Below are 23,589 nucleotides of genomic sequence, written 5' to 3'. Positions count from 1 at the left end.
GGTTAAAGCGCAGTAAACCTAGGTTTTTTAGGGTGCTTAAAAGGCGCATAGCTTAAAGCAAAACGGCGGCCCGAAGGCCGCCGTTTAATACCGCCCGTATTAATCTCAGGCCGACGTAGGCTCTACCACCTGTGTCGGTTTAGGCAGGGATGAAAGGAAGGCCATGATCAATGCGGCCAGATACGGCAGCGATTGCACCAACAGCATGGTCACCCAAAAACGCATATCGGCGCTTGGCAGGCCTTGGACCAAGCAGATACCCAGCGCGGCGCCCCACAACAGCAGCATGATGAACAATTCTTCCCGTGCTTCGGAAATCGCTACCCAGAGGCCGTGGCTGTCGACGTTCTTCGGTGTGCGGAAGAATGGAATGCTGGTGGTGAAGAACCCATACAAGACCGCTTTGGCGATGGTATGCGACAAGGCAAGGCCTGCCAGGGCTGCGGCAAATGCATCCTTAAGGTTGACGCCCACCGCGCGGCGGTAAAGGAAAATGATCTTGCCGACCTTGAACACGAACAGTGCCAGTGGCGGAATCGCGAAGATCAGCAGCGGTGGATCGACCCGTTGCGGCACGATTATCATCGCTCCAGACCACAACAAGGCACCGAAGGTGAAGAAAATATTCATGCCGTCTGCCACCCACGGCAACCAGCCCGCGAGGAAGTGATAACGCTGACCGCGAGTCAGCTGTGTGTTTTTGCCGCGCAGCAGGCTTGACGTGTGGCGCTTGATGATTTGAATTGCGCCATAGGCCCAACGGAAACGTTGTTTCTTGAAGTCGATGAACGTGTCCGGCATCAGGCCCTTGCCATAGCTGTTATGGGCGTAGGCCGCAGACAGGCCTTTTTCGAACACCCGCAGACCCAGTTCGGCGTCTTCACAGATGCACCAATCAGCCCAGCCCAGTTCCTCAAGCACCGATCGGCGGGTCATGGTCATGGTGCCGTGCTGGATGATCGCATCGCGGTCGTTACGGGTGATCATGCCGATATGAAAGAAGCCTTTGTATTCCGAGTAGCAAAGCTTCTTGAAGGTGCTTTCGTTTTGGTCGCGGTAGTCCTGCGGCGACTGCACCACGGCGATTTTCGGATCGGCGAAGTGCGGCACCATGTGCTTGAGCCAGTTGCGATCGACACAATAATCGGAGTCGATCACGGCAATGACTTCGGCATCTGGCGCGGTATGCGGAATCAGGTAATTCAGCGCGCCGCCTTTGAAGCCGGCCAGAGGTGCCACGTGGAAAAACTTAAAGCGTGGACCGAGCAGTTCGCAATGCGCCTTGATCGGTTCCCAGACCGCAGGGTCCTTCGTGTTGTTGTCGATGAGCAGGACTTCGAAATCCGGATAATCGAGGGCCGCCAAAGCGTTGAGGGTCTGTTTGACCATCTCTGGCGGCTCGTTGTAACAGGGCACATGGACCGAGACTTTGGGTCGGTACGCGTTGTCGGTTTCCACCGGCAAGAATTCACGGCGACGCTTATGGGTCCAGACGGCTTCGGCCAGTTCATGCGCTTCGGCCATCAATACGATGAACACGCCCAGTGCGCCGAGCGCCAGCAAGAAGCCAACCGTCAGGCTAAACCAGGTGCTGTATTGCTGGCTGTAGTCGTAACCGATCCACACCAACACTGATCCACAGAGGAACGCGGTGAAGGTCAGGAAGGTTCGACCGCGTTGGCGCAACGCCGAACCGTCGATCAGCAATAGCGCTAGCGACAATAATGCCAATACCCCCGATCCGATGGCTAGAACTCGCCACTGAGGGATTGCGACAACGGGTCCGGTGAAGTTGAATTTCTGTTGGCGGTCGGCGTTGTACACGCCCCAATACGCGCCCACCGAACCTTCATCACTGGCTTTCCACGGCTGATCGAACGCTTCGATCACAAAGTAGTTGTAGCCTTGACGGTTCAGCTTGTTGACCAGCGTACGCAGATAAATCGCTTGATCTGCTGGGGTCGCGTCGGAACCGCCGCGCATACGGCCGTTACTCGGCCAGCCAACCTCAGAAAGTAACAGCGGTTTTTTCGGGAACATCTTTTTCAGTTCACGAGCGCGGTCGAGGACGAACTGACCCGCCTTGTCCACCGGGATGAATTCCCAGTAGGGCAGAATGTGCGCGGCGATCAAGTCAACGTGTTTGCCCAGCTCCGGGTATTTCTCCCAAATGTGCCATTGCTCCGACGTCGTTACCGGCACCTTAACCGCCGCACGAACCCTGTCCAGCAGCACGCTGAGTTGCTTGACGGTGATTTCACGGCGGAACAGGGCTTCGTTACCCACCACCACGCGAACTACACTGCGCGACGTGTTCGCCAGTTCGATGGCCCGGGTAATTTCGCGCTCGTTACGCTGCTCGTCGGGGCTGATCCAGATGCCCAAGGTTACGCGTAGGCCAAATTCTTCCGCCAGCTTAGGAATATCCTCAAGGGAACCGTCCACCGAATAGGTGCGGATACTGTCAGTCTGCTTGCTTATCAACTCCAGGTCTTGACGCATTTCATCGTCGGACGGGTAGATGCCTTCCTGTGGGCTTTGCCCCGGTCGGAACGGAGAGTAAGAGAAGCCTGAAATTTGCTCAGGCCAGTCAGGAGTAGTGACCGGGCGGTTGATTAGCGCCCAGAAACCGGTGAACAGCGCGGCAATTGCAACGACAACCACCAAGTTGAGTCCAAATTTACGCGATGACATAAATACGTCTGGTTCCAAAGATTGCAATGTAACTAAGTGTGTTGCGCCTATTAAAGCAGGGGAGGGGGGCGCGCGTCTTCGCGAATTTCGGCTGGAGGACGGATCTGTAGGAACCAACGTGTTGGCGAGAACCAGACACTGCGGCGTGTCAGGCACGACGCCTCGCCAACAGGTTGGCTTCTACAGCGGGCGGCGCGGTTACAGATTGCGGTTTGTCCGGATAAAGATGCTCTCCCGGGTATACCGCCCTATAATGCGCGCCGGTTTTGGGGTTATGGTCATGAACACAGAAGATCCGCGGTTTGCCGGCGTCGCCCGTCTGTATGGCATCGATGGCCTGGAGCGGTTACGTGCGGCGCATGTAGCCATCGTTGGCGTCGGCGGAGTCGGTTCGTGGGCGGCGGAAGCGATTGCCCGTTGCGGGGTCGGCGAAATCTCTTTGTTCGATATGGACGACGTTTGCCTCAGCAACAGCAACCGCCAGCTGCATGCACTGGCGGGCACGGTCGGTCGGGCCAAGGTCGAGGTCATGGCCGAGCGCTTGCGTGCGATCAACCCCGATTGCGTGGTTCATGCCGTCGGTGATTTCGTGACCCGCGAAACCATGGCCGAGTACATCACGCCGAACATCGATTGCGTGCTCGATTGCATCGACAGCGTCAACGCCAAGGCGGCGCTGATCGCTTGGTGCAAGCGCCGCAAGATTCAGATCATTACTACTGGCGGTGCGGGAGGGCAGATCGATCCGACGCTGATCCAGGTCTGCGACCTCAATCGCACGTTCAATGACCCACTGGCGTCCAAAGTGCGCTCGACCCTGCGCCGGGATTACGGTTTCTCGCGGACTATGACTCGCCACTACAGTGTGCCGTGCGTGTTCTCCACCGAGCAGCTGCGTTACCCGAAACCCGATGGCAGTATTTGCCTGCAAAAAAGCTTCGTCGGCGACGGCGTGAAGCTCGACTGTTCCGGCGGGTTCGGCGCGGTGATGATGGTCACGGCGACGTTCGGTATGGTCGCGGCAACCAAAGCAGTGGACAAGATTGTTGCCGGGGTAAGACGCCCGTCGGAACGGATAAAGCCGATTCAGGCCGTGACGCAAGCCAGCTGACGCATCCGTTGCAACACTGCGTTCAACCCATTGCTGCGTGACGGTGACAAGTGGCGGCTCAACCCCAGTTGCTTGAACCAGTCCGCTAAATCAACCTGCTGCAAGTCCTCTGTCGGCAGGTTATTGACCCGCGCCAATAACAGGACCACCAAGCCCCGAATCAAACGCGCATCGCTGGCGGCACGGAATTGCCAGCGACCGCTTGTGAGGGTGCCCAACAACCACACTTGGCTTTCGCAGCCGTGTACGCGGTGCTCTTCGATCTTTTCGTCGTCGCTCAACCCAGGCAAACGTTCACCCCATTGCATCAAGAGCCGCGCGCGTTGTTCCCAGCTTTGCGGTTGATTGAAGGTGTCCAGGGCTAATTGGGCCTCGGGTGGAAGGTTCATCGCAGCAACTCCAATGCTTGATCCAGCGCATCGAAAAAGCGCTGCACGTCGTTGGAATCGTTATACAGCGCCAGAGAGGCGCGAATCGCGCCGGTCAGGCCAAGGCTTTTGATTAAAGGCATCGCGCAATGGTGCCCGGCTCGGACTGCAATGCCTTGCTCGGTCAACAGGTGCGCCAGATCGGCATTGTGGATGCCGTCGACCACGAAGCTGACCAACGCCATGTGTGGATCACCCAGCACCCGCACGCCCTGGCGTCTGTTCAAACCCTCCAGCAATAACCGGTGCAGCGCGGCTTCATGGGCCAGCACTGCACCGTGGTCGAGGCTGCTCAAATAGTCGAGGGTCGCGCCAAGCCCGATGACTCCGGCAATCGGCGGAGTGCCCGCTTCAAAACCCAGCGGCGCAGGGCGAAAGGTTGCGCTGTGGTAGTCCGTGGTCAGCACCATTTCGCCGCCCAATTGCCAATGACGCAACTGCGTCAAAGCCTCATCGCGGCCGTATAAGACGCCAACACCGTCCGGGCCATAGAGTTTGTGGCTTGAAAATACGTAGAAGTCGCAGCCTAGGGCCTGCAAGTCGTGTCGGCCATGCACCACACCCTGTGCGCCGTCGACGACGGTCAACGCGCCGTGAGCCTTGGCCATGCTCAGTAATTCTGGCAGTGGTTGCCAAGCTCCGAGCACGTTGGAAAATTGGCTGGTCGCCAACAAGCGGGTGCGGGGGCCGATCAGTTCGGCGGCGGCAACCAAATCAATAAGCCCCTGAGCATTGAGGGGCAAAATCACCAGTTCAAGCCCTTGACGCTGTGCCAGTTGCTGCCAAGGCAGCAGGTTGGCGTGATGCTCCAGCGCAGAGACAACGATCTCATCGCCGGTTTCAAAGCGATGCTCAAGCCCGTAGGCCAGCAGATTCAATGCCGACGTCGCGCCGTGGGTAAAAATAATCTGTGCGTCATCGCCGGCGTTCAACCATTGGGCAACTTTGCGCCGGCTGTTTTCAAACGCTTGCGTGGCAGCCGCCCCCGGCAGGTGCTGTGCCCGATGCACATTGGCGGCGCCGTTGACGTAGTAATGATTCAGCGCGTCGAGCAGCGCCTGAGGTTTTTGCGTTGTAGCGGCGTTGTCCAGATAGGTCTGGCCTTGCTGTTGCAGTGCGGCGATGGCTGGAAAGTCAGCGCGCCAAGGAGAGGGCAAAAGCATGGTTATTCAGCTCGAAGGATCAGGGCCTAACTCACTTGCGCGGTGTTGACCCTGAATACGACATTAGATCAGTTGTGAGCGTGCAGCGCTTCGTTCAGTTCGATGGCTGATTTATGGGATTTGCATTCCACGGCGCCCGTTTGTGAGTTACGACGGAACAACAGGTCCGGTTGACCCGACAGCTCACGGGCCTTGACCACTTTGACCAGCTCGTTCTTATCATCAAGCAGTGCGACTTTGGTTCCGGCTGTTACGTACAGACCGGCTTCCACGGTGTTGCGGTCGCCCAATGGAAAGCCAATTCCTGCATTGGCGCCAATCAGGCAGCCTTCGCCGACCTTGATCACTACGTTGCCGCCGCCCGACAAGGTGCCCATTGTCGAGCAACCGCCGCCCAGGTCCGAACCCTTACCGACAAATACCCCGGCCGAGACGCGGCCTTCGATCATGCCCGGACCTTCGGTGCCACCATTGAAATTGACGAAACCTTCGTGCATCACGGTGGTGCCTTCGCCGATGTAAGCACCCAGGCGTACCCGCGCGCTGTCAGCGATACGCACGCCGGTTGGCACCACGTAGTCAGTCATTTTCGGGAATTTGTCCACCGAGAACACTTCCAGGAACTCGCCCTTGAGGCGCGCCTCCAGTTGACGCTCAGCCAATTCAGCCAAGTCCACAGCGCCTTGGTTGGTCCAGGCGACGTTGGGTAGCAATGGGAAAATGCCAGCCAGATTCAGGCCGTGTGGCTTGATCAAGCGATGTGACAACAAATGTAGCTTGAGGTAAGCCTCAGGCGTCGAGGTCAATGCTGTGTCTTCAGCCAGAAAGGTGACGACCAATGGCTTGTGACTTTCGGCCAGGCGAGTCAGTAAGGCCGCTTGGCCTGCATCGATATTCTTTAGCGTTTCGGCCAGTTGCGAGGCCTGGGTGGTGTTGAAGGCGACGGCCTGATTGCCACCGGTGTAGCCCAGTGCGGGTGCAATGGCAGCGATCAGGTCGGCAGACGGATTAATCAACGGCTGGGCGTAGAACACTTCAAGCCAGGCGCCTTTACGATTTTGAGTGCCGACCCCAAAGGCCAGGCTGAACAGGGTAGTAGACATGTGAATACCTCTAACTTATTGGAAAGGGGGCTCAAGCAGCGCTTTGGCTTACTTGAAGGCCACCCCGTATACATCGGGCTTGAAGCCAACCAGGGTTTTGTCGGCAAGATCGAGCACCGGGCGCTTGATCATTGACGGTTGTGCGAGCATCAGTTCGATCGCCTTTGCTTGATCGAGATCGGCTTTTTGTCCGTCGTCGAGTTTGCGGAAGGTCGTTCCTGCCCGGTTTAAAACCACTTGCCAGCCATGCTCATCGCACCACTGAGTCAGGTGCTCACGGTCGATGCCGACCGTTTTGTAGTCATGAAAGTCGTAACTGACGGCGTTATCATCAAGCCAGGTGCGCGCCTTTTTCATGGTGTCGCAGGCCTTGATTCCATAAAGGTGTACGCCTTTATTATTACTGGAGGAATTGTCCATCCTCGAAACTCCCCACTTTGCCCAAAAAATCAGCGAATGATTATGCCACGTCGTTCCATTCAGTGCCTTGGCTGTCTCGGTAAGGTGCGGGGCGCACATCGAACAGTGAAAAGCCCGGCGGGGGTTGCCGGGCTTTTCACTGTGACTGGGTTATTCACCCATCGTGCTGCCTGCGCCTCATGCCTTGGTGCTAACCATCTGGCCGGCGATGCTTGAACCCTCTTCGGTCAACGCTCTTAGCAGGGCTCCGGAAGCGCTTTGTAATGAGGCACTGGTCGCGGCGATCTGGGTCCGCGCTGCGGCGACGGCTGCGGCCGCGATAGTTATAGCTTGAGCGCCCCAAGAAATGCGGGCCTATTCCAATGCCGCGCTGCCACGGAACAAATACGCCGTTTATAAACATTCAAGGTAGACGAAACAGCAGGTAGTCATCCTTATCAAATTGACTGCTAAGCAAAATCGGCAAGGCCGTCAGGCGGCTATCCGGCAGCGCTTGATATATATCTTTGGCGATCACCACGTAAACCGGTCCTTTCACCGCCGCCAATTCATCCGGAGAAGCAATGAAGATCGGCTTCAGGCCGTCGGGGATGTTGACCACGAACTTGATGGCCTTTCCATCCTTGGGCATTCCATATAGGGCGAGCGGCGCAGGATCATGCTGGATCAGGTCATGAACCGCTACGCTAAAGCCTTGCGTGTCGTAGGCTGCACGCTGAACGGGTTCATAAACCCAGATAAAACTCATCCACACCGCCAGTACCGCGCACGTTGCCAGACTTGCAACACGCCACCGGGCTTTGAACAAGGCGGCTAACGCAATCACTTGCAGCACCACAAGCACTGAAGTGATTCCACTAATCGATGTCAGCTGGTCGGCGAAACGATGGCGAGCCACCAACAATCCTGCAATCAACGCACTCGGCATCAGCAGCCAAAGTATCTGGAGCAACCCCCGTAACAAGGCGAGCAGGCGCCCTTGGGTCATTTGAAACGGATAAGCTGCGACGATCGCTGCCATTGGCACCATCGGCAGCATGTAGCGAGCTTTTTTCGCCTGCGGAATTGAAAGGCCAATCATGACAATCAGTCCGGCTGCAGTGCAAAGCATTACCAGTCGCAGCGCTGGTGTAAGGGGCTGCCGACCACGAACGATGATGGCCGCTAGCACCAAAATCGCCATTGGGTATGCCAGCGCATAGTTGCCCATCGAACTGCTGAAGTAATAGAAAGTACTGCTGGTGCCTTCAGTACCGTCCATACGTGAAGTGAATTGCATGCGCACCACTTCATCAAGGAACTGTTGACCGCCGCTGATCTTGGCAAACAGCAGTAGCATTCCCATGCAGATCGCCAGCAATACCGCCGCTTGCAGACCGAATATGAGCATTCGTCGCCATTGTCCATTCAGCACGTAGTAACTGCACAGCATGCCGGTAGGAACGACCAGCCCGATGGGGCCGCGAATAGCAAAGCCCAGCACTATAAGCGCGAGAATCAGACCTATGCGCCGACGCGCACCAAAGTGATCGGCAGCATAGCCCAGATAAAATACGGCGAACGATACGGTCGCGAGCATTTGGTCCAGGGATATGGCGCGGGTCTCGGTGATAAAGGTATTGCTCAGCAGCAGCAGGGCTACGCTGACCAGTGCCCAAGACCGAGAGTGCGCGGCCACCAAGCGATAAATAAGCGCAACCAAAATCGCCGATGCGATCGCGGTCGGAAGCCATGCGGTGAGGCTTATCACTCGGCCAAACGGCAGCGAGAGCAGGTAGATAAAGAAAGTTGATGTGGCGGAATAGTCTGGATAAGGCTCGCCATAGGTTGTGGGAAAAAAACTTGGGCCGTGACGCAACATTTCTTGAGCAAAAATTACAAAGCGCGAGTCGAATCCGATCGTGGCTTGTTCATAGTTACCCACGACAAATAGCAGGAGTGCCAGCCCCCCCAAGATAATGGACTGGCAGCGCACTGTTGCCAAAGAGGCCGATGAGGGCTGAGTCTGAGGTAGAAACGGCAAAGGGTATCTCCATATAGCAAAACGTTGCTGCGCTTCAGCTTGAACTCTAACGGGCACCGGACGCACAAAGGGTCAGTACCCGCGAACCAGATACTGGCTGCAGGCACTGACCCCTAATGATTACTGTGCGTTCGCTTCAGTAGCGCTGTTCGCATGCCATTGCTGAAACGGGATTGGCAGGCTGCGAGAGTCGCCACGGCCCATTGGGAAATACGTGAAGCCCTTTCGCGTCATGCGTTCGGTGTCGTACAAGTTGCGTCCGTCAAAAATTACCGGCGCTTTAAGACGTTCCTGCATCAGTTTGAAATCCGGAGCCTTGAACTGTTGCCATTCGGTGCAGACGATCAACGCATCGGCACCACCCAGCACGGATTCGGGGGTGCCCATCAAGCTCAGGCCTGGGTGATTGCCATAGATACGCTGGGTTTCCTGCATAGCTTCGGGGTCGAACGCACGTACGGTTGCGCCCGCCGCCCACAAGGCTTCCATTAACACTCGGCTCGGCGCATCGCGCATGTCATCGGTGTTTGGCTTGAAGGCCAAGCCCCATAGCGCAAAGATTTTTCCGCGTAAATCACCTTTGTAGAACGCATTGACGCGTTCGAACAGTTTGGTTTTCTGCCGTTCGTTAATGGCTTCTACCGCCTGCAGCAAATCGCTGGAGCACTGGGCTTCCTGAGCGCTATGAATTAAAGCGCGCATGTCTTTAGGGAAGCACGAACCGCCGTAACCGGCGCCCGGATAGATAAAGTGGTAACCAATGCGTGAATCAGCACCGATGCCCAAACGCACGGACTCGATGTCAGCGCCCAAGTGCTCAGCCAGCTCAGCAATTTGGTTGATGAAGCTGATCTTAGTGGCCAGCATGCAGTTGGCGGCGTATTTGGTCAGCTCGGCGCTGCGCAGGTCCATGAAAATGATGCGGTCATGATTGCGGTTGAACGGTGCATACAAGTCACGCATGACTTCACGCACTTCGTCGCGCTCGCAACCAATTACGATCCGGTCCGGGCGGCGGCAGTCGGAAACTGCCGAGCCTTCTTTCAGGAATTCAGGGTTAGAGACAATATCGAACTCCAACGGCCGACCAGCCAGGGCCTCTTCGGTATGCAGGCGCAATGCGTCACCAGTGCCGACGGGCACGGTGGATTTCTCGACCAGAATCAGCGGTTCAACCCGATGACGTGCAACCATTTCGCCTACCGCGAAAACTGCTTTTAAATCCGCTGAGCCGTCATCGCTGGAGGGCGTGCCGACGGCGATAAACAGCACCTGGCCGTGCTCAATGGCAAGCTTCTCGTCGTGAGTGAAACGCAGGCGTCCACTTTCCAGGTTTTCCCGGACCAGCGTTGCCAAGCCGGGCTCGAAAATGCTCACGTGACCCTGCTGAAGCTGTTTCACTTTTTCTGCATCGATGTCCATGCAGATCACATCATGGCCGACTTCGGCCAGGACTGTCGCTTGCACAAGGCCTACGTAGCCACTACCTAATACTGTAATTTTCATGCGGAATTCCTGGACCGTGTCGCGGAGCTGCGTTGTGAGTTAATGGTGATGACGCCGAGGATAACCAAGGTCACACCCAATGTTTTGGAAGCGCTGAACTGTTCCTGGAAAACCGGCAGGCTCGCTGCCAGTAAATAAACCAATGCGTAACTGATGCTGAGCAAAGAATAGGCTCGGCCTAGAGGCAGGTCGCGCAATGCGAGCAACCAACACAGCATCGAAAGGGCGTAGGCCAGAATCGCCGCAGAGACGACGCTGATAGCCAGCCTGTCGATACTGCCGTTATTCAGGGTATCCAGCCATTGGGTGGGCGAGGGCAAGCGCGTCATGCTCCAACGCATACCCAGTTGCGCACCGCTGACCAACAACACGCTGCCCATGGCGAATGTGACGCCGCGTCGCAGGTTCATGTGTGTTGGCCCAGCAAAATGACGCCACCGATCACCAGTACTACACCGAACCAGTGGCGGCGGTCGACGGATTCTTTGAACAAAAAGTGCGCCACTAGCGTGATCAAGACAAAGTTCAAGCTAAGCATCGGGTAAGCAATCCCGACTTCAACGCGCTGCAGCACCAACAGCCATAACAATAGTCCGAAACCCAGGCTGGCCAATGCCAGCCATAACCAAGGCGAGCGCAGCGCGAGGCCGAGGCCGACGTGTTGCCCACGCCAACCCTCAACGGCAAATTTTTGCGCGACTTGGCCCAGACAGCTCAACAAACACGCGGCCAGTAACAAAAACAGGGTCATGAGGCGGATTGCGCGAAGATCAGAATCACTATGTTCCCTTCCTCGAATCGCTGACCGTCTTTTGGTAAAAGCTCGATTTCATTGAGGTCGTCCTGACTATTAACTCGCATCACCACCCCGACCTGCCCTTCGCTTCGTGCTATGGCCATCCACTGTTGCACTTTTGCAGAATCGACTTTGCGCGCGGCGGCGTCAGTGTAAGTCAGACCATATTTGACTTCACCCACCGTGTTGTATAGCGCAACGTCAGGTCGCTGAATACGCCATGACAGCGCCGAGGCAGCGCCCAGGTCGTTACTCAGCAGAGTTTTGCTTTGGCTCAGCGCTGCTGCATGCTTGGCAATAAACTGATCGGGTGTTTTGTTGAGCACCACGCTGTTAGGTAGGCTCATCGGAATCAGTGCCACAAACAACCACGCGCCCAGCGCCGGCATGATCCACATGGTCAGCGGTCTGAATACCTGAACAAGGTTAGCGACGATCCAGCCCGCAACTGCAACCACTGCCATTGCAAGGTGCAGCGGCTCGTTTTCATAGACAGGTTTTTTGTATTGCATGTAAGCCACGGCGATCAGAACGATCGAGCCGAGTGCAAGGTTTAGCAACCCATTGAGACGTAGAGATCGGACGCTGCCACGTTCGAGTCGATCTATCACCGCCTCTCCCATCAGCAGCGCCAAAGGCAGCATGCACGGCATCACGTACGTTGGCAGTTTGCCTCTGCTCAGGCTGAGAAACGCCAGCGGCAACAGTAACCACAGAAGCATGAAGATCGTATTTGGCTGGGCTTTGGACTTCCAGGCCTGTGTGAACGTCGTCGGCAACATTGCGGCCCACGGCAAACTGGCCATGACCATCACAGGAAGGTAAAACCACCATGGTTGAAGATGCTGAGCGTCTTCACCGGCAAAGCGACGAATGTGTTCGTGCCAGAAGAAGAAGTTCCAAAAGTCTGGTTCGCGCTGCTGCACTGCCAATGCCCATGGCAGGCATACCAGCAACGCAATCAGAACCGCCAGCGGGCCGTATATCAACAGTTCGCGAAAGCGTCTCTGCGAAACCATATACGGCAGGGCGATCAACGCCGGTAGCAGCAAGGCGAGAAAGCCCTTAGTCAGGAAGCCCATACCGCATGCGAAACCCACCAATACCCATGCAGCAATTCGTTCGCGGCCGGTGCTATTAACGGCGAGCCACAACCCGACCATGCTCAGGTTGACCCATAGGGTGAATTGCGGGTCGAGATTGGCGTAACCCGCCTGCACGGCGATGAGGCCAAAGCTTAAAAAAATCAGGGCGCACATAAAACTCTTGCGCCGGTCATTCCATAATCGATGTGCGACGGCGTAGGTCAGCATCGCACTGAGGCCGACGCTGAGCGCCGAGGCGATGCGTACGCCAAACAGATTGTCGCCGAAAATCGCCTGGCCGATGGCGATCATCCAATAACCGCCTACAGGTTTTTCGAAGTAGCGCAGCCCCATGAAATGGGGTGACACCCAATTGCCGCTGAGCAGCATCTCCTGACTAATTTGCGCATAACGGGTTTCGTCGGGAATCCACAGGCCGTGGCTACCCAGTGGTAAAAGAAAAGCCAGGAAAAACGCAATTAACAAAAAAGGTAACGCCCAGCGCCCCGTCATGTGCGCTGCACTCCCAGCCAGCCCTCGCGGCCGCTCAGTGTGCCTCTTATCAACTGACCTGCTGGCAGGGTATTGAGCTCAGTCGGCAATAGATTGCCGAGCGGTTGAAACTGGATCTCGCGCGATTTAGCCTGCGCCAGTAATTGACGAAAATCATCGGCCATTAGAATCCCTTCTACTTCTGCGTGAATCGTATAAATGTTCAGCTTCTCGGCGCTGAAACGGTCGAGAATAAATGAGTTAAAGTCTTTTGCGCTGACGTTTGGGCCCACCACTTCATCGAAGGTTGGAAGATCCACCGGAATCTGTGGTGTGCCTAATCGGCCATCCTTAAGCGTAGGGCGAAACAGACTATGGCCGCGACAATCGCTGTTGTAGCGAAAGCCAAACTGTTCCTTAGCTTCCACCACGCGCTCATCGGCACGCCAGCCAGCCGTGGCTGAACAGCCGACGCGTTGACCGGTGATGTCACTCAAGCACTCCACGCCGCGACGAATTTGCTCAATCAGTTGCACTTCGCTCCAACGCCCAGCATTGGCTTGCCAGCCGTGGTGATCCCACGCATGCAAACCGACTTCATGCCCGGCGTCGACCGCTTGACGCATCAGATGACCCAGGTTGCGACCAATGGGTTTCCCTGGCCAGGCAGTGCCGGCCAGAAGAATATCCCAGCCATATAGACTGGCCGCCTTGGAGCGAAGCATTTTCCAAAAGAATTGGGGACGGATGAGGCGCCACAAGTGGCGCCCCATGTTGTCCGGTCCGACACTGAAAAAAAACGTCGCCTTGACCTGTGCTTCATCGAGCATTTCCAATAACCGCGGCACACCTTCTCGGGTGCCGCGATAGGTATCTACATCGATTCGCAGTCCTGCCTGCATCAGCGCTTATCCGCGATTTCGGCCATGGCTTCACGCAGGAAGAAGTCCAAGGTGTTGCCAATGGTCTCACTCATTTCTACCGTCGGTTCCCAGTTCAACAGGCGCTTGGCGTTTTGAATGCTTGGCTTGCGGTGGGAAACGTCTTGGTAGCCAGTGCCGTAGAACGCTTTGCTTTCTACATCGCGGAAACCGGCAAACGGAGGGAAGTTTGCGCGCAACGGGTGAGCTTCGAACTGACGCAGCAGTTCTTCGCCCAACTGACGAATGCTGGCTTCGTTGTCCGGGTTGCCGATGTTGATGATTTGACCGTTACAAGCGTCATTTTCGTTGTCGATGATGCGTGCCAAAGCTTCGATACCGTCAGCGATGTCGGTGAAGCAGCGTTTTTGTTCACCACCGTCGAACAGGCGGATCGGCGTGCCTTCTACCAAATTCAGAATCAGCTGGGTAATGGCGCGAGAACTGCCGATACGTGCCGAATCCAGACGGTCCAGACGCGGACCCATCCAGTTGAACGGACGGAACAGGGTGAAATTCAGGCCTTTCTGGCCGTAAGCCCAGATCACGCGGTCAAGCAGTTGCTTGGAGACCGAGTAGATCCAGCGTTGTTTGTTGATCGGGCCGACCACCAGGTTCGAGGTGTCTTCGTCGAAATTCTGGTCTTGGCACATGCCATAGACTTCAGACGTCGAAGGGAAGATCACGCGTTTGTTGTACTTCACGCAGTAACGAACCAGTTTCAGGTTTTCTTCAAAATCCAGTTCGAAGACGCGCAACGGGTTGCGGGTGTATTCGATTGGCGTAGCGATGGCCACCAGCGGCAGAACCACATCGCACTTCTTGATGTGATATTCGATCCACTCGGAGTGGATGCTGATATCGCCTTCGACGAAGTGGAAGTTAGGGTGGCTGCGCAGGCGCTCTACAGCGTCAGAACCGATGTCCAGGCCGTATACATCGTATTTGTCGTCACGCAGCAGGCGCTCGGACAAGTGGTTGCCAATGAAACCGTTAACGCCGAGGATCAGCACACGGGTACGACGTGGGGCGCGGCCGGACTCGGCACCACGCAGCACAGAACCGTCCACCAAGCCCAATTCGTTAGCCAGTTGCGGACCGCTTAAATAAAGGCCGTTTTCGTTGCGCTGACCGGCTTTGATCACTAGCGAGTCTTCACCACACGCGATGCGCAATGGATCGACGCTGATCACCCGGCCTGGGGCCAGGCCTTCGTTGCCCTTGATGACGTCGGCGCTCCAAACGATCAGCTTGTGCTCGCCAGCTGCGCAGAAAGCGCCTGGGTATGGCTGAGTGACAGCGCGAACCAGATTGAACAATTCTTCAGCAGGACGCTTCCAGACCAGCTTGCCATCTGCTGGGGTGCGACGACCGAAGTAGGTCGCTTTGGATTCGTCCTGAGGTGTTTCGCTCAGTGTGCCCTTGGCCAGTTGTGGCAGAGCTTCGTTCATTAAGTTGGCAGCGGATTCGCGCAGTTTGCTGTGCAAGCTCAATGCGGTGTCGGAACGCTCAATGGCAACCCGTTGCTGGGCCAGAATGCCGCCCGCGTCAGCGCGTTTGACCATGCGGTGCAAGGTAACGCCGGTTTCGGTTTCGCCATTGACCAAGACCCAGTTAGCCGGCGCACGACCACGATAGCGCGGCAGCAGCGACCCGTGAAGGTTGAATGCGCCCTTGCCAGCACAAGCTAGCAGTTCGTCGCTCAGCAGGTTGCGGTAGTAAAACGAAAAGATGAAGTCCGGTTTGAGCTTGGCGATGCGCTCGATCCACAGTGGGTGGTTGGCATCTTCAGGGGCGTGAACCGGAATGCCTTTGCGTGCACACAACTGTGCAACGGAACCGTAGAAGGTGTTTTCCTTCGGGTCGTCAGCATGGGTAAACACGGCGGCGATTTCATAACCTGCGTTCAGCAGGGATTCAATGCCCGTGCAGCCAATATCGTGATAGGCAAAGACGACAACTTTCGGATTCATAACGTGACCTGAGTAGAAGATGAAGATTCTTTTGAGTCGCTAACGCTAACGGAAGACGTGACCGGTTGGCTGCGCAGCACTTTTTCGATGAAAAAGCGCGGGCGGGCACGAACATCGCTATACATGCGGCCTAGGTATTCACCCAGCAGGCCCATGCCGATGAACTGGCCGCCGGTAAACACGAACAATACCGCAAACAATACGAAGGTGCCGTCACCGGCCCAGACTGCGCCGAACAACAGGCGCAAGATGATCAGCATAATTGCAAAGAAGCCGCCCAGTATTGCCATGCTGAAACCGATAATGCTCAGCAAGCGTAGGGGAGTAGTGGTCATACAGGTGATCAAATCGAACATCAGATTGATCAGGCGCATGGTGCTGTATTTCGAGTCGCCGTGTTCACGCTCTGCATGCTGTACAACCACTTCTGTGGTGTGACGTGCGAAGCTGTTGGCGAGAATCGGGATGAAGGTGCTGCGTTCGCGGCAGGCAAGCATGGCGTCTACAACAGACCGGCGATAAGCCCGCAGCATGCAGCCGTAGTCACTCATGGCAACGCCAGTGGAGCGTTGAACCGCAACGTTAATCAGTCGCGAGGGCCAACGGCGCCAAGCAGAATCCTGACGATTACTGCGCACAGTACCGACTACGTCGTAACCCAGAGCTGCCTGTTCTACCAGGCGCGGAATTTCTTCCGGCGGGTTTTGCAGGTCAGCGTCGAGAGTGATGATTACATCGCCCTTGCACTGTTCAAAGCCGGCCATAATCGCGGCGTGTTGGCCATAGTTACGATTTAGGATCACGGCAACGATATGGCTGCCTTCGCGCTCAGAGGCGTCTTGCAGAATCTGCGCGGATTCGTCGCGGCTGCCGTCATCGACCAGCACAATCTCAAACCCATAAGGTAATTGGGCACAAGCGGCCTCGGTACGACGAAGCAGTTCAGGCAAGCTTTCTTCTTCGTTGTAGACCGGAATGACGATTGACACGAACTGAATCGGATAAGGTCTCAAAGGCTTTTTTCCAGAGTAGTTTCAATGGCGCTGGCGACTCGCTCGACGTCGTCGAGGCTCATGTCCGGGAACAGCGGGATTGAGCACAGACGTGTGGAGTTCCACTCGGTGTTGGGCAAATGAACATCCGGGAAACGTTGGCGGTAATAGGTGTGCATGTGGGTGGCGATAAAATGAATGCCGCTGCCGATATTCTGTTCCTGAAGGCCTTTCATGAAGGCTTCGCGGTCAATACCGCACTTCTCAGCGTCAATGCGCAGAATGAACAAGTGCCAAGCGTGTTGCTGTGGGTACTGCGGTACCTTCAGCGGCTGCACTGGCAAGCCAGACAGGCGTTTCAGGTAGGCCTGAGCCAGCACTTCACGCTTGACGTTGATCTCGTCAAGGCGCTGCAATTGGACCAGTGCGATAGCCGCATTCATGTCGGCCAGATTGTACTTAAAGCCTGGCTCGATAACCATTGCCTGCGGTTTGCGGCCATGGGTCATCCGGTCATAGGCATCAACGCCCAAGCCATGAAACTTGAGCGTGCGCACCCGATTGGCAAGCTTTTCGTCGTCGCTGACGAACATCGCGCCTTCGGCGCAGGTCATGTTTTTGATGGCGTGGAACGAGAAGATCGCCGTGCCTTTAGCGCCGACCGGGCGACCACGATAAACAGTGCCTGCCGCGTGGGCCGCGTCTTCAATCACGGTGATGCCGTGGCGATCAGCGAGGGCATACAGTGGATCAAGGTCATACGCAGCGCCAGCGTAATGCACCGGAATAATAGCTTTGGTGCGTGGCGTAATGGCCGCCTCGATGGCTGAGACATCACTCATAAGCGTATCGCGATCTACATCGACAAAAACTGGCGTAGCACCCAGCAAGCAAATCATGTTCGCGGTCGACACCCATGTTTGCGACGGCGTAATAACTTCGTCGCCTGGGCCAATGCCCAGCGCAAGCAGGGTAACGTGCATCGCCCCGGTGGCAGACGACAGCGCCACAGCATGACGGCTGCCCACGCGTTCGGCGAACTGGTGCTCAAGTTCCTGACTTTTTGGGCCGGTGGTAATCCATCCGGAGCGTAGCACCTGCTCTACGGCGGCTATTTCCTCGTCGCCAATACTTGGACGGGAAAACGGAAGGAAACTTTGATTCATGGGATCCTCTGGTGCAGAAAGGCATTGCGGCCGTACATGCAAGCCGTGCGCAATGCCCAGTGGTCAACTGTCTATTTGTTGAAAAACGAGGCTGTAATAACCATAGCGGTAACCGACCCTCGAAAATATCGGTGCAGTGAAGCATAGTTCGGCGCTGGTGAAAATTGCGTTTACATTCCTGGCCTTCGTGCACCGTACAAGTGTCGCCTGATTGGCCCCGTATTTATTGGGCTTTTCGGGTTTAAATCGGTTAAAGGAAACGAGGGTCTACTATTGCCCTTGTTCTAGATGTGCGTGTTTTGTTCGTGGTTTTCCTCCGCATACACTAACAGTTTGAACCTGAACAGTAACTGTCCGCGCAAGATTACAGGACGTTTAGCTTTTAGGGTGTAGTGTTCTACCGTCGGTTAGGTTGTTTTAACAATAGTTAAAATAGGTTTCCGGGTAGCGACTTAAAGCTATTTTTTCCGTTTTGTAGGCATTGCCGAGAACAGCGGCTCCGTTTGCTTGCCTTGCGGGCGCAGCGTCTTGAGCTTTACAGCTTGCGCCGCCATCACTGAATTGGCGACGACACGCTACGTCAGGTGCTTGGGGAGCTGGACTTGAGTGAGGCTAATTTGGGGCCAGTCAAGTAGATGAGAATTGATCTAGGGGGTGCATTCGCAGACAAGCCTGCGAATGACTTGGTTTTAGGGTTTTGAAACCGCCGTCCAACAATCAACCTTTGATAAAATCCCGAATCCGCTCGGCGGCTTCGACGCACTCAGTCAGCGGAGCGACCAATGCCATGCGCACTCGGCCGGCGCCTGGGTTAAAGCCGTCCACTTCCCGGGACAGATACGAGCCCGGCACCACGGTCACGTGTTCGGCGACAAACAGGTCGCGGCAAAACTCGGCATCGTCAGTCCCGACCTTCGGCCACAGGTAGAAACCTCCGTCCGGGCGTTGCACATCAAGCACAGGGGCAAGTATCGCCAATACCGCGTCGAACTTCTCGCGGTACAACGCCCGGTTGGCACAAACGTGCTCCTCGTCATTCCAGGCAGCAATGCTCGCCAATTGGGTTTGCACCGGCATCGCGCAGCCGTGGTAGGTCCGATACAGCAGAAATGCCTTAAGAATGTCTGCATCACCGGCCACGAAGCCTGAGCGCAACCCCGGCAGGTTTGAACGCTTAGACAAGCTGTGGAACACCACGCAGCGTTTGAAATCCTTGCGGCCCAGCGCCACGCAAGCGCTCAATAGACCAGCCGGCGGTGTCGCTTCGTCGAAATATAACTCGCTGTAGCACTCGTCCGCGGCAATCACGAAGTCGTGCTCGTCAGCCAGTGCGATCAGTTTCTTCAGTGTCTCCAGCGGGACCAGCGCCCCGGTCGGATTGCCGGGCGAGCACAGAAACAGAATTTGGCAGCGCTTCCAGATATCCGCAGAAACGGCGTCGAAATCCGGGTTGAAACCGTTCTCGGCCAGGCACGGCAGATAGTGCGGCTGGGCCCCGGCAAGGAACGCTGCGCCCTCATAGATTTGGTAGAACGGGTTGGGGCTGATCACCAAGCCGTCGTCGCTGCGGTTAACAACGGTTTGAGTGAATGCAAACAACGCTTCACGGGTACCGCTGACCGGCAACACGTTGCGCGCTGGATCAAGCCAGTCGGCAGGTATGCCAAAGCGTCGTTCGCACCAAGCCGTGATTGCTTCGCGCAACGCCGGGATGCCGAGCGTGGTCGGATAAACTGCCATCTGATCGAGATTGGCCGCCAGCGCTTCGGCGACGAACGTGGGTGAGCGATGTTTGGGTTCGCCAATGGACAGCGCAACCGGGCGCTTGTCGGGATTGGGAGTCACGCTGCCGAGCAGGACGCGGAGCTTTTCGAACGGGTAGGGCTGAAGCTGCTGTAGGGCGTTATTCATGGGCGCAAGGTCTCATAAGCGTGGCGCCCAAGGGGCGCTGTCGAGTCGAATCATAAAGGCGGGAGTCAGATACTGAGGCGCATCTCGCCGTGGGGTTCGTAACTGACGTTGAGCTGCTCGACGATGGCATCTTGCAACCGGATGCACAGTTCCGGGTCAGACAATGGTTGGTTGTTCGCGTCTGTAATAAAAAATACGTCTTCCACCCGCTCACCCAGCGTGGCAATTTTGGCGTTCTGCAACGACAGGTCGAAATCCAGAAAGATCTTGCCGATCCGTGCCAGCAAGCCGGGTCGATCCGGCGCGCTCAACTCCAGAATCGTCACCGGGCGCTGAGCGTCGGTAAGGATGGTGACCTGGGGTGCAAACGCAAAGTGCTTGAGCTGGCGCGGAACCCGGCGCTTGATGATGGTCGGGTAATCGTCCGGGTTGCGCAGGGCATCGGTCAGGCCTTCACGGATTTCTTTGATGCGTTGTGGGTTATCCCCAATCGAGCCGCCGTCGGTGTCGAGCACGATGTAGGTGTCGAGGGTGAACTGGCTGCTGGAAGTGATAACGCGGGCGTCATGAATGTTCAGGTTGAGCTGGTCCATGGCGGCCACGGTTACCGCAAAGAAATCATGTTGGTCAGGGGCGTAAATGAAAATCTGCGTGCCGCCTTCGAACTCGCGTTGGGTGGTTTCCCGGATAAGTACCAGAGGACCGCCGTCTGCCGGCTGCTGCAAAATAGCATCGCTGTGCCAGGCCACATCGCCTGCGGTATGGCGCAGGAAATAGTCGTCGCCTAGCTGAGACCAGAGCTGTTCAACATCGTCAGGGTCTGTGCCACTGCGCACCAGAATGTCCAAGGCTGCACTTTGGGTGCGACGGATCTGCTCTTCGCGGTCGACCGGATTTTCCAGGCCGCGACGCAAGGCTCGCTTGGTTTCGGTGTAAAGCTGGCGCAATAAGCTGGCGCGCCAAGAGTTCCAGAGTGTGGGGTTGGTTGCGTTGATGTCGGCCACGGTCAACACGTACAAATAGTCCAGGTGAACTTCATCACTGACAAGCAACCCGAAGTCATGAATGACCTGCGGGTCCGACAAGTCCTTGCGTTGGGCGGTGGTAGACATCACCAAGTGATTTTGTACCAACCAGACGATCAGGCGAGTGTCCCAGGCCGGCAGGTGATGACGTTGACCAAATGCTTGGGCGTCCACTGCACCTAATTCCGAGTGATCGCCGCCACGGCCTTTGCCAATGTCGTGATACAAACCGGCCAAGTAGATAAGTTCGGGTTTGGGCAGTTTGCCCATGATTTTGCTAGCGAGCTGAAACTTGTCCGAGGACTGTGTGTATTGCAGCTTGCGCAAGTGCTTGATCAGGTTAAGGGTGTGGGCATCGACCGTATAGATGTGGAACAGGTCGTGCTGCATCTGGCCAACAATATGGCCAAACTCGGGCAGGTACAGGCCGAGAATGCCATAACGGTTCATCCGCCGAAGGTTGCGGTGGATACCGAATTCACACTTGAACAGCTCAATGAAAAGGCTAGTGATGCGAATGTCGTGGCGGAACTCGTCGTTAATCAAATACCGGTTTTCGCGCAACAAGCGAATGGTGTCGGCGCGAACCCCTTTTATATCCGGGTGTTGAGCCAAGAGCACAAAGATTTCAATCATCGCAAACGGCGTGCGCGCGAACACGTTCGGGTGAGTCGCTTCGATGTAGCCGTCGTGCAACTGGAATCTTGAGTTGATCGGCTGGGTATTGCCGCTTTCGTCCGGCGAAAGAATGACTTCTTCAAAGTGCTGAATGATCAGCTCGCTGAGTTGAGCGATGCTGATCACCACGCGGTAATACTGCTGCATGAAGCGTTCGATGGCTAATTTGGCGTCGCTGTCTTCGTAGCCGAGGAGACCGGCGATACTGCCTTGATGATCGAACAGCAACCGGTCCTCTGAACGCCCAGCTAGCATGTGCAGTGCGTAACGTACTTTCCACAAGAATTCTTGGGACGAGGCGAGCAATTTATTTTCGCTTTCCAGCAAAAAGCCTTCGCCTGCCAGCGCGTGCAGATTCAAGGTGCCGTACTGGCGGCGGGCTACCCAAAGAATCGTCTGAATATCACGCAGGCCGCCGGGCGAACCTTTGACGTTCGGTTCGAGGTTGTATTCGGTGTCGTTGTACTTGTGATGGCGAGTCTTCTGCTCGGCGCGTTTGGCCAGAAAGAATTCTTTGCTCGGCCACATTCTTTCGGGGCTGGTGACCTCTAGCATTCGTCGACGCAGGCGTTCAGGTCCGGCAATCGTCCGGCTTTCCATCAGATTGGTAATGACGGTTAGATCGGCCAGCGCTTCTTGGGCGCATTCGTCTACCGAGCGGACGCTCTGGCCCACTTCCAAACCAATGTCCCACAGCAGCGTAAGAAAGCGCTCTATTGGCTCGCGAAAAATTTCATGGTCGGCGCTGTCGAGCAAAATCAGCAGGTCGATGTCCGAATACGGGTGCAGCTCACCGCGACCGTAACCGCCCACTGCCAGCAGCGCGATATCGGCTTCTTCGCTCCAGTCGAAGTGGTCCCAAGCCTGTTGCAGGATGTTGTCGACGAACCAGGCGCGGTCCTCGATCAGGCGCCGAATCTCGCGACCCGAACGGAAGCGCGCGTCAAGTACCTCGCGGGCCTGACGAATGGCTTTTTTGAAAGCGGCAATGGGGCTTGCTTTCAACGCCAGTTCGGCCTGGAACTGGCCGCGGTCGAATAACTCTGGATCCACCTGCGGCATCGAGCAGCTTTCCTTATATTGATCTGGCCAGTTCAATCGACAAACTTTAGAAGAGTTATTTACGCTAATGCCGATGTTCGAGCGATAGTGTCATCGCTACGCAGCGTAAAGATTTCGTAGCCGTCGGCGGTCACCAAAATAGTGTGTTCCCATTGAGCGGACAGCTTGCGATCCTTGGTTATCGCGGTCCAGCCGTCGCCCAGCAGCCGTGTTTCGGCGCGGCCTTGATTGATCATCGGTTCAATGGTGAAGGTCATCCCTTCCTTTAGTTCCATGCCGGTGCCAGCGCGGCCATAATGCAATACTTGCGGTTCTTCATGGAAGACCGTGCCGATGCCGTGGCCGCAGTATTCACGGACCACAGAAAAGCCGTTCTTTTCAGCGTGCTTCTGAATGACTTCACCAATGTCGCCAAGACGAGCACCTGGACGCACTACCTCAATGCCTTTGTACATGCATTCCTGGGTGATCTTCGACAGACGCTCGGCCCATTCAGGCACTTTGCCGACGTGGAACATTTTGCTGGTATCGCCGTGGTAGCCATCCTTGATAACGGTAATGTCGATGTTCAGTACATCGCCATCCTTGAGCGGCTTCTCATTAGGAATGCCGTGGCATACGACGTGGTTGATCGAGGTGCAAATGGATTTGGGAAAGCCTTTGTAGTTCAGGGGCGCCGGGATCGCCTTCTGCTCATTAACGATAAAATCATGGCAAATGCGGTCCAGTTCGTCGGTGGTCACGCCAGGTTTGACATAGTTACCGATCATTTCCAGTACGTCGGCAGCCAAGCGGCCGGCGACGCGCATTTTTTCGATGTCCTCGTGAGTTTTGATGGTGACAGTCATAGAATTCTCTCGGCGCGACAGAGCGCGGCTCAGCGGGTAAAGACGCGATTCTAACAGAGCGCTAGGTCCGAGGTGATCATCGCTTTTCCTCACCCTAAAAAAGGAGCCGGTCGCAGCGGCCTGGCTGCCCCTGCAGAGCACGTTTTCCGCGGCGTATATTTCGGGTTTCGTTGTCCGGCCTTTTATGATATAA

Annotated in this window: 18 protein-coding genes; 1 reads left to right on the top strand and 17 read right to left on the bottom strand. The window is 56.1% G+C overall.

What is annotated here, in order from left to right; all coding sequences use genetic code 11:
• Positions 1-105: 105 nt before the first annotated feature.
• Positions 106-2,694 carry a glycosyltransferase gene (locus QN378_RS08050; protein WP_323549417.1) on the bottom strand — a complete coding sequence of 863 codons (2,589 nt, stop codon included), beginning with the start codon at positions 2,692-2,694 and terminating at the stop codon, positions 106-108.
• A gap of 280 nt (positions 2,695-2,974) precedes the next feature.
• Here QN378_RS08050 and tcdA point away from each other — a divergent pair, with 280 nt between their 5' ends.
• Positions 2,975-3,805, top strand: coding sequence for a tRNA cyclic N6-threonylcarbamoyladenosine(37) synthase TcdA (gene tcdA / locus QN378_RS08045; protein ID WP_416350628.1), 831 nt, complete (start codon positions 2,975-2,977; stop codon positions 3,803-3,805).
• Here tcdA and QN378_RS08040 read toward each other — a convergent pair.
• From QN378_RS08040 to map, 16 genes are all read right to left on the bottom strand, one after another.
• The gene (locus tag QN378_RS08040; protein ID WP_323549419.1) at positions 3,781-4,194 is read right to left on the bottom strand and encodes a SufE family protein; all 414 of its coding nucleotides are present in this window, start codon (positions 4,192-4,194) and stop codon (positions 3,781-3,783) included. The two genes, tcdA and QN378_RS08040, sit on opposite strands and share 25 nt — an antisense overlap.
• Positions 4,191-5,396, bottom strand: a complete 1,206-nt coding sequence (locus QN378_RS08035; RefSeq protein WP_323549420.1) for a cysteine desulfurase — start codon at positions 5,394-5,396, stop codon at positions 4,191-4,193. Before QN378_RS08035 ends, QN378_RS08040 begins: the two co-directional genes overlap by 4 nt.
• 68 nt (positions 5,397-5,464) lie before the next feature.
• Positions 5,465-6,499, bottom strand: coding sequence for a 2,3,4,5-tetrahydropyridine-2,6-dicarboxylate N-succinyltransferase (gene dapD, locus QN378_RS08030; RefSeq protein WP_323549421.1), 1,035 nt, complete (start codon positions 6,497-6,499; stop codon positions 5,465-5,467).
• A 48-nt stretch (positions 6,500-6,547) separates the two neighbouring features.
• Positions 6,548-6,919 carry an ArsC family reductase gene (locus tag QN378_RS08025; protein WP_323549422.1) on the bottom strand — a complete coding sequence of 124 codons (372 nt, stop codon included), beginning with the start codon at positions 6,917-6,919 and terminating at the stop codon, positions 6,548-6,550.
• A 403-nt stretch (positions 6,920-7,322) separates the two neighbouring features.
• Complete coding sequence (locus tag QN378_RS08020; protein WP_322201662.1) at positions 7,323-8,942, bottom strand: ArnT family glycosyltransferase; 1,620 nt, start codon at positions 8,940-8,942, stop codon at positions 7,323-7,325.
• A 120-nt stretch (positions 8,943-9,062) separates the two neighbouring features.
• The gene (locus QN378_RS08015; RefSeq protein ID WP_322201664.1) at positions 9,063-10,448 is read right to left on the bottom strand and encodes a UDP-glucose/GDP-mannose dehydrogenase family protein; all 1,386 of its coding nucleotides are present in this window, start codon (positions 10,446-10,448) and stop codon (positions 9,063-9,065) included.
• A complete protein-coding gene (gene arnF / locus QN378_RS08010) occupies positions 10,445-10,858 on the bottom strand; it encodes a 4-amino-4-deoxy-L-arabinose-phosphoundecaprenol flippase subunit ArnF (protein ID WP_322201666.1) in 414 nt (137 codons plus the stop codon). The genes QN378_RS08015 and arnF overlap by 4 nt, the downstream gene beginning before the upstream one ends.
• Positions 10,855-11,199, bottom strand: coding sequence for a 4-amino-4-deoxy-L-arabinose-phosphoundecaprenol flippase subunit ArnE (gene arnE / locus QN378_RS08005; protein ID WP_322201668.1), 345 nt, complete (start codon positions 11,197-11,199; stop codon positions 10,855-10,857). The genes arnF and arnE overlap by 4 nt, the downstream gene beginning before the upstream one ends.
• A complete protein-coding gene (gene arnT / locus QN378_RS08000; RefSeq protein WP_323549423.1) occupies positions 11,196-12,842 on the bottom strand; it encodes a lipid IV(A) 4-amino-4-deoxy-L-arabinosyltransferase in 1,647 nt (548 codons plus the stop codon). Before arnT ends, arnE begins: the two co-directional genes overlap by 4 nt.
• Complete coding sequence (gene arnD, locus QN378_RS07995) at positions 12,839-13,723, bottom strand: 4-deoxy-4-formamido-L-arabinose-phosphoundecaprenol deformylase (RefSeq protein WP_322201672.1); 885 nt, start codon at positions 13,721-13,723, stop codon at positions 12,839-12,841. The genes arnT and arnD overlap by 4 nt, the downstream gene beginning before the upstream one ends.
• Positions 13,723-15,714, bottom strand: coding sequence for a bifunctional UDP-4-amino-4-deoxy-L-arabinose formyltransferase/UDP-glucuronic acid oxidase ArnA (arnA, locus tag QN378_RS07990; RefSeq protein WP_322201674.1), 1,992 nt, complete (start codon positions 15,712-15,714; stop codon positions 13,723-13,725). Before arnA ends, arnD begins: the two co-directional genes overlap by 1 nt.
• A complete protein-coding gene (arnC, locus tag QN378_RS07985) occupies positions 15,711-16,727 on the bottom strand; it encodes an undecaprenyl-phosphate 4-deoxy-4-formamido-L-arabinose transferase (RefSeq protein WP_322201676.1) in 1,017 nt (338 codons plus the stop codon). The genes arnA and arnC overlap by 4 nt, the downstream gene beginning before the upstream one ends.
• Complete coding sequence (gene arnB, locus QN378_RS07980; protein WP_322201678.1) at positions 16,724-17,872, bottom strand: UDP-4-amino-4-deoxy-L-arabinose aminotransferase; 1,149 nt, start codon at positions 17,870-17,872, stop codon at positions 16,724-16,726. Before arnB ends, arnC begins: the two co-directional genes overlap by 4 nt.
• Before the next feature lie 717 nt (positions 17,873-18,589).
• On the bottom strand, positions 18,590-19,783 hold the full coding sequence (gene dapC / locus QN378_RS07975; RefSeq protein WP_322201680.1) for a succinyldiaminopimelate transaminase: 1,194 nt from the start codon (positions 19,781-19,783) through the stop codon (positions 18,590-18,592).
• A gap of 65 nt (positions 19,784-19,848) precedes the next feature.
• Positions 19,849-22,548, bottom strand: a complete 2,700-nt coding sequence (locus QN378_RS07970) for a [protein-PII] uridylyltransferase (RefSeq protein WP_322201682.1) — start codon at positions 22,546-22,548, stop codon at positions 19,849-19,851.
• 59 nt (positions 22,549-22,607) lie between these two features.
• Entirely contained in the window at positions 22,608-23,396 is a 789-nt protein-coding gene (gene map, locus QN378_RS07965; RefSeq protein ID WP_322201684.1) for a type I methionyl aminopeptidase, read from the bottom strand.
• Between the last annotated feature and the right edge of the window lie 193 nt (positions 23,397-23,589).

This window comes from Pseudomonas sp. 10S5 (assembly GCF_035019745.1).
In the GTDB taxonomy this organism is placed as follows: domain Bacteria; phylum Pseudomonadota; class Gammaproteobacteria; order Pseudomonadales; family Pseudomonadaceae; genus Aquipseudomonas.
The sequence above is the reverse complement of the archived record's forward strand: the minus strand, read 5'-3'. Positions and strand labels throughout refer to the sequence as shown.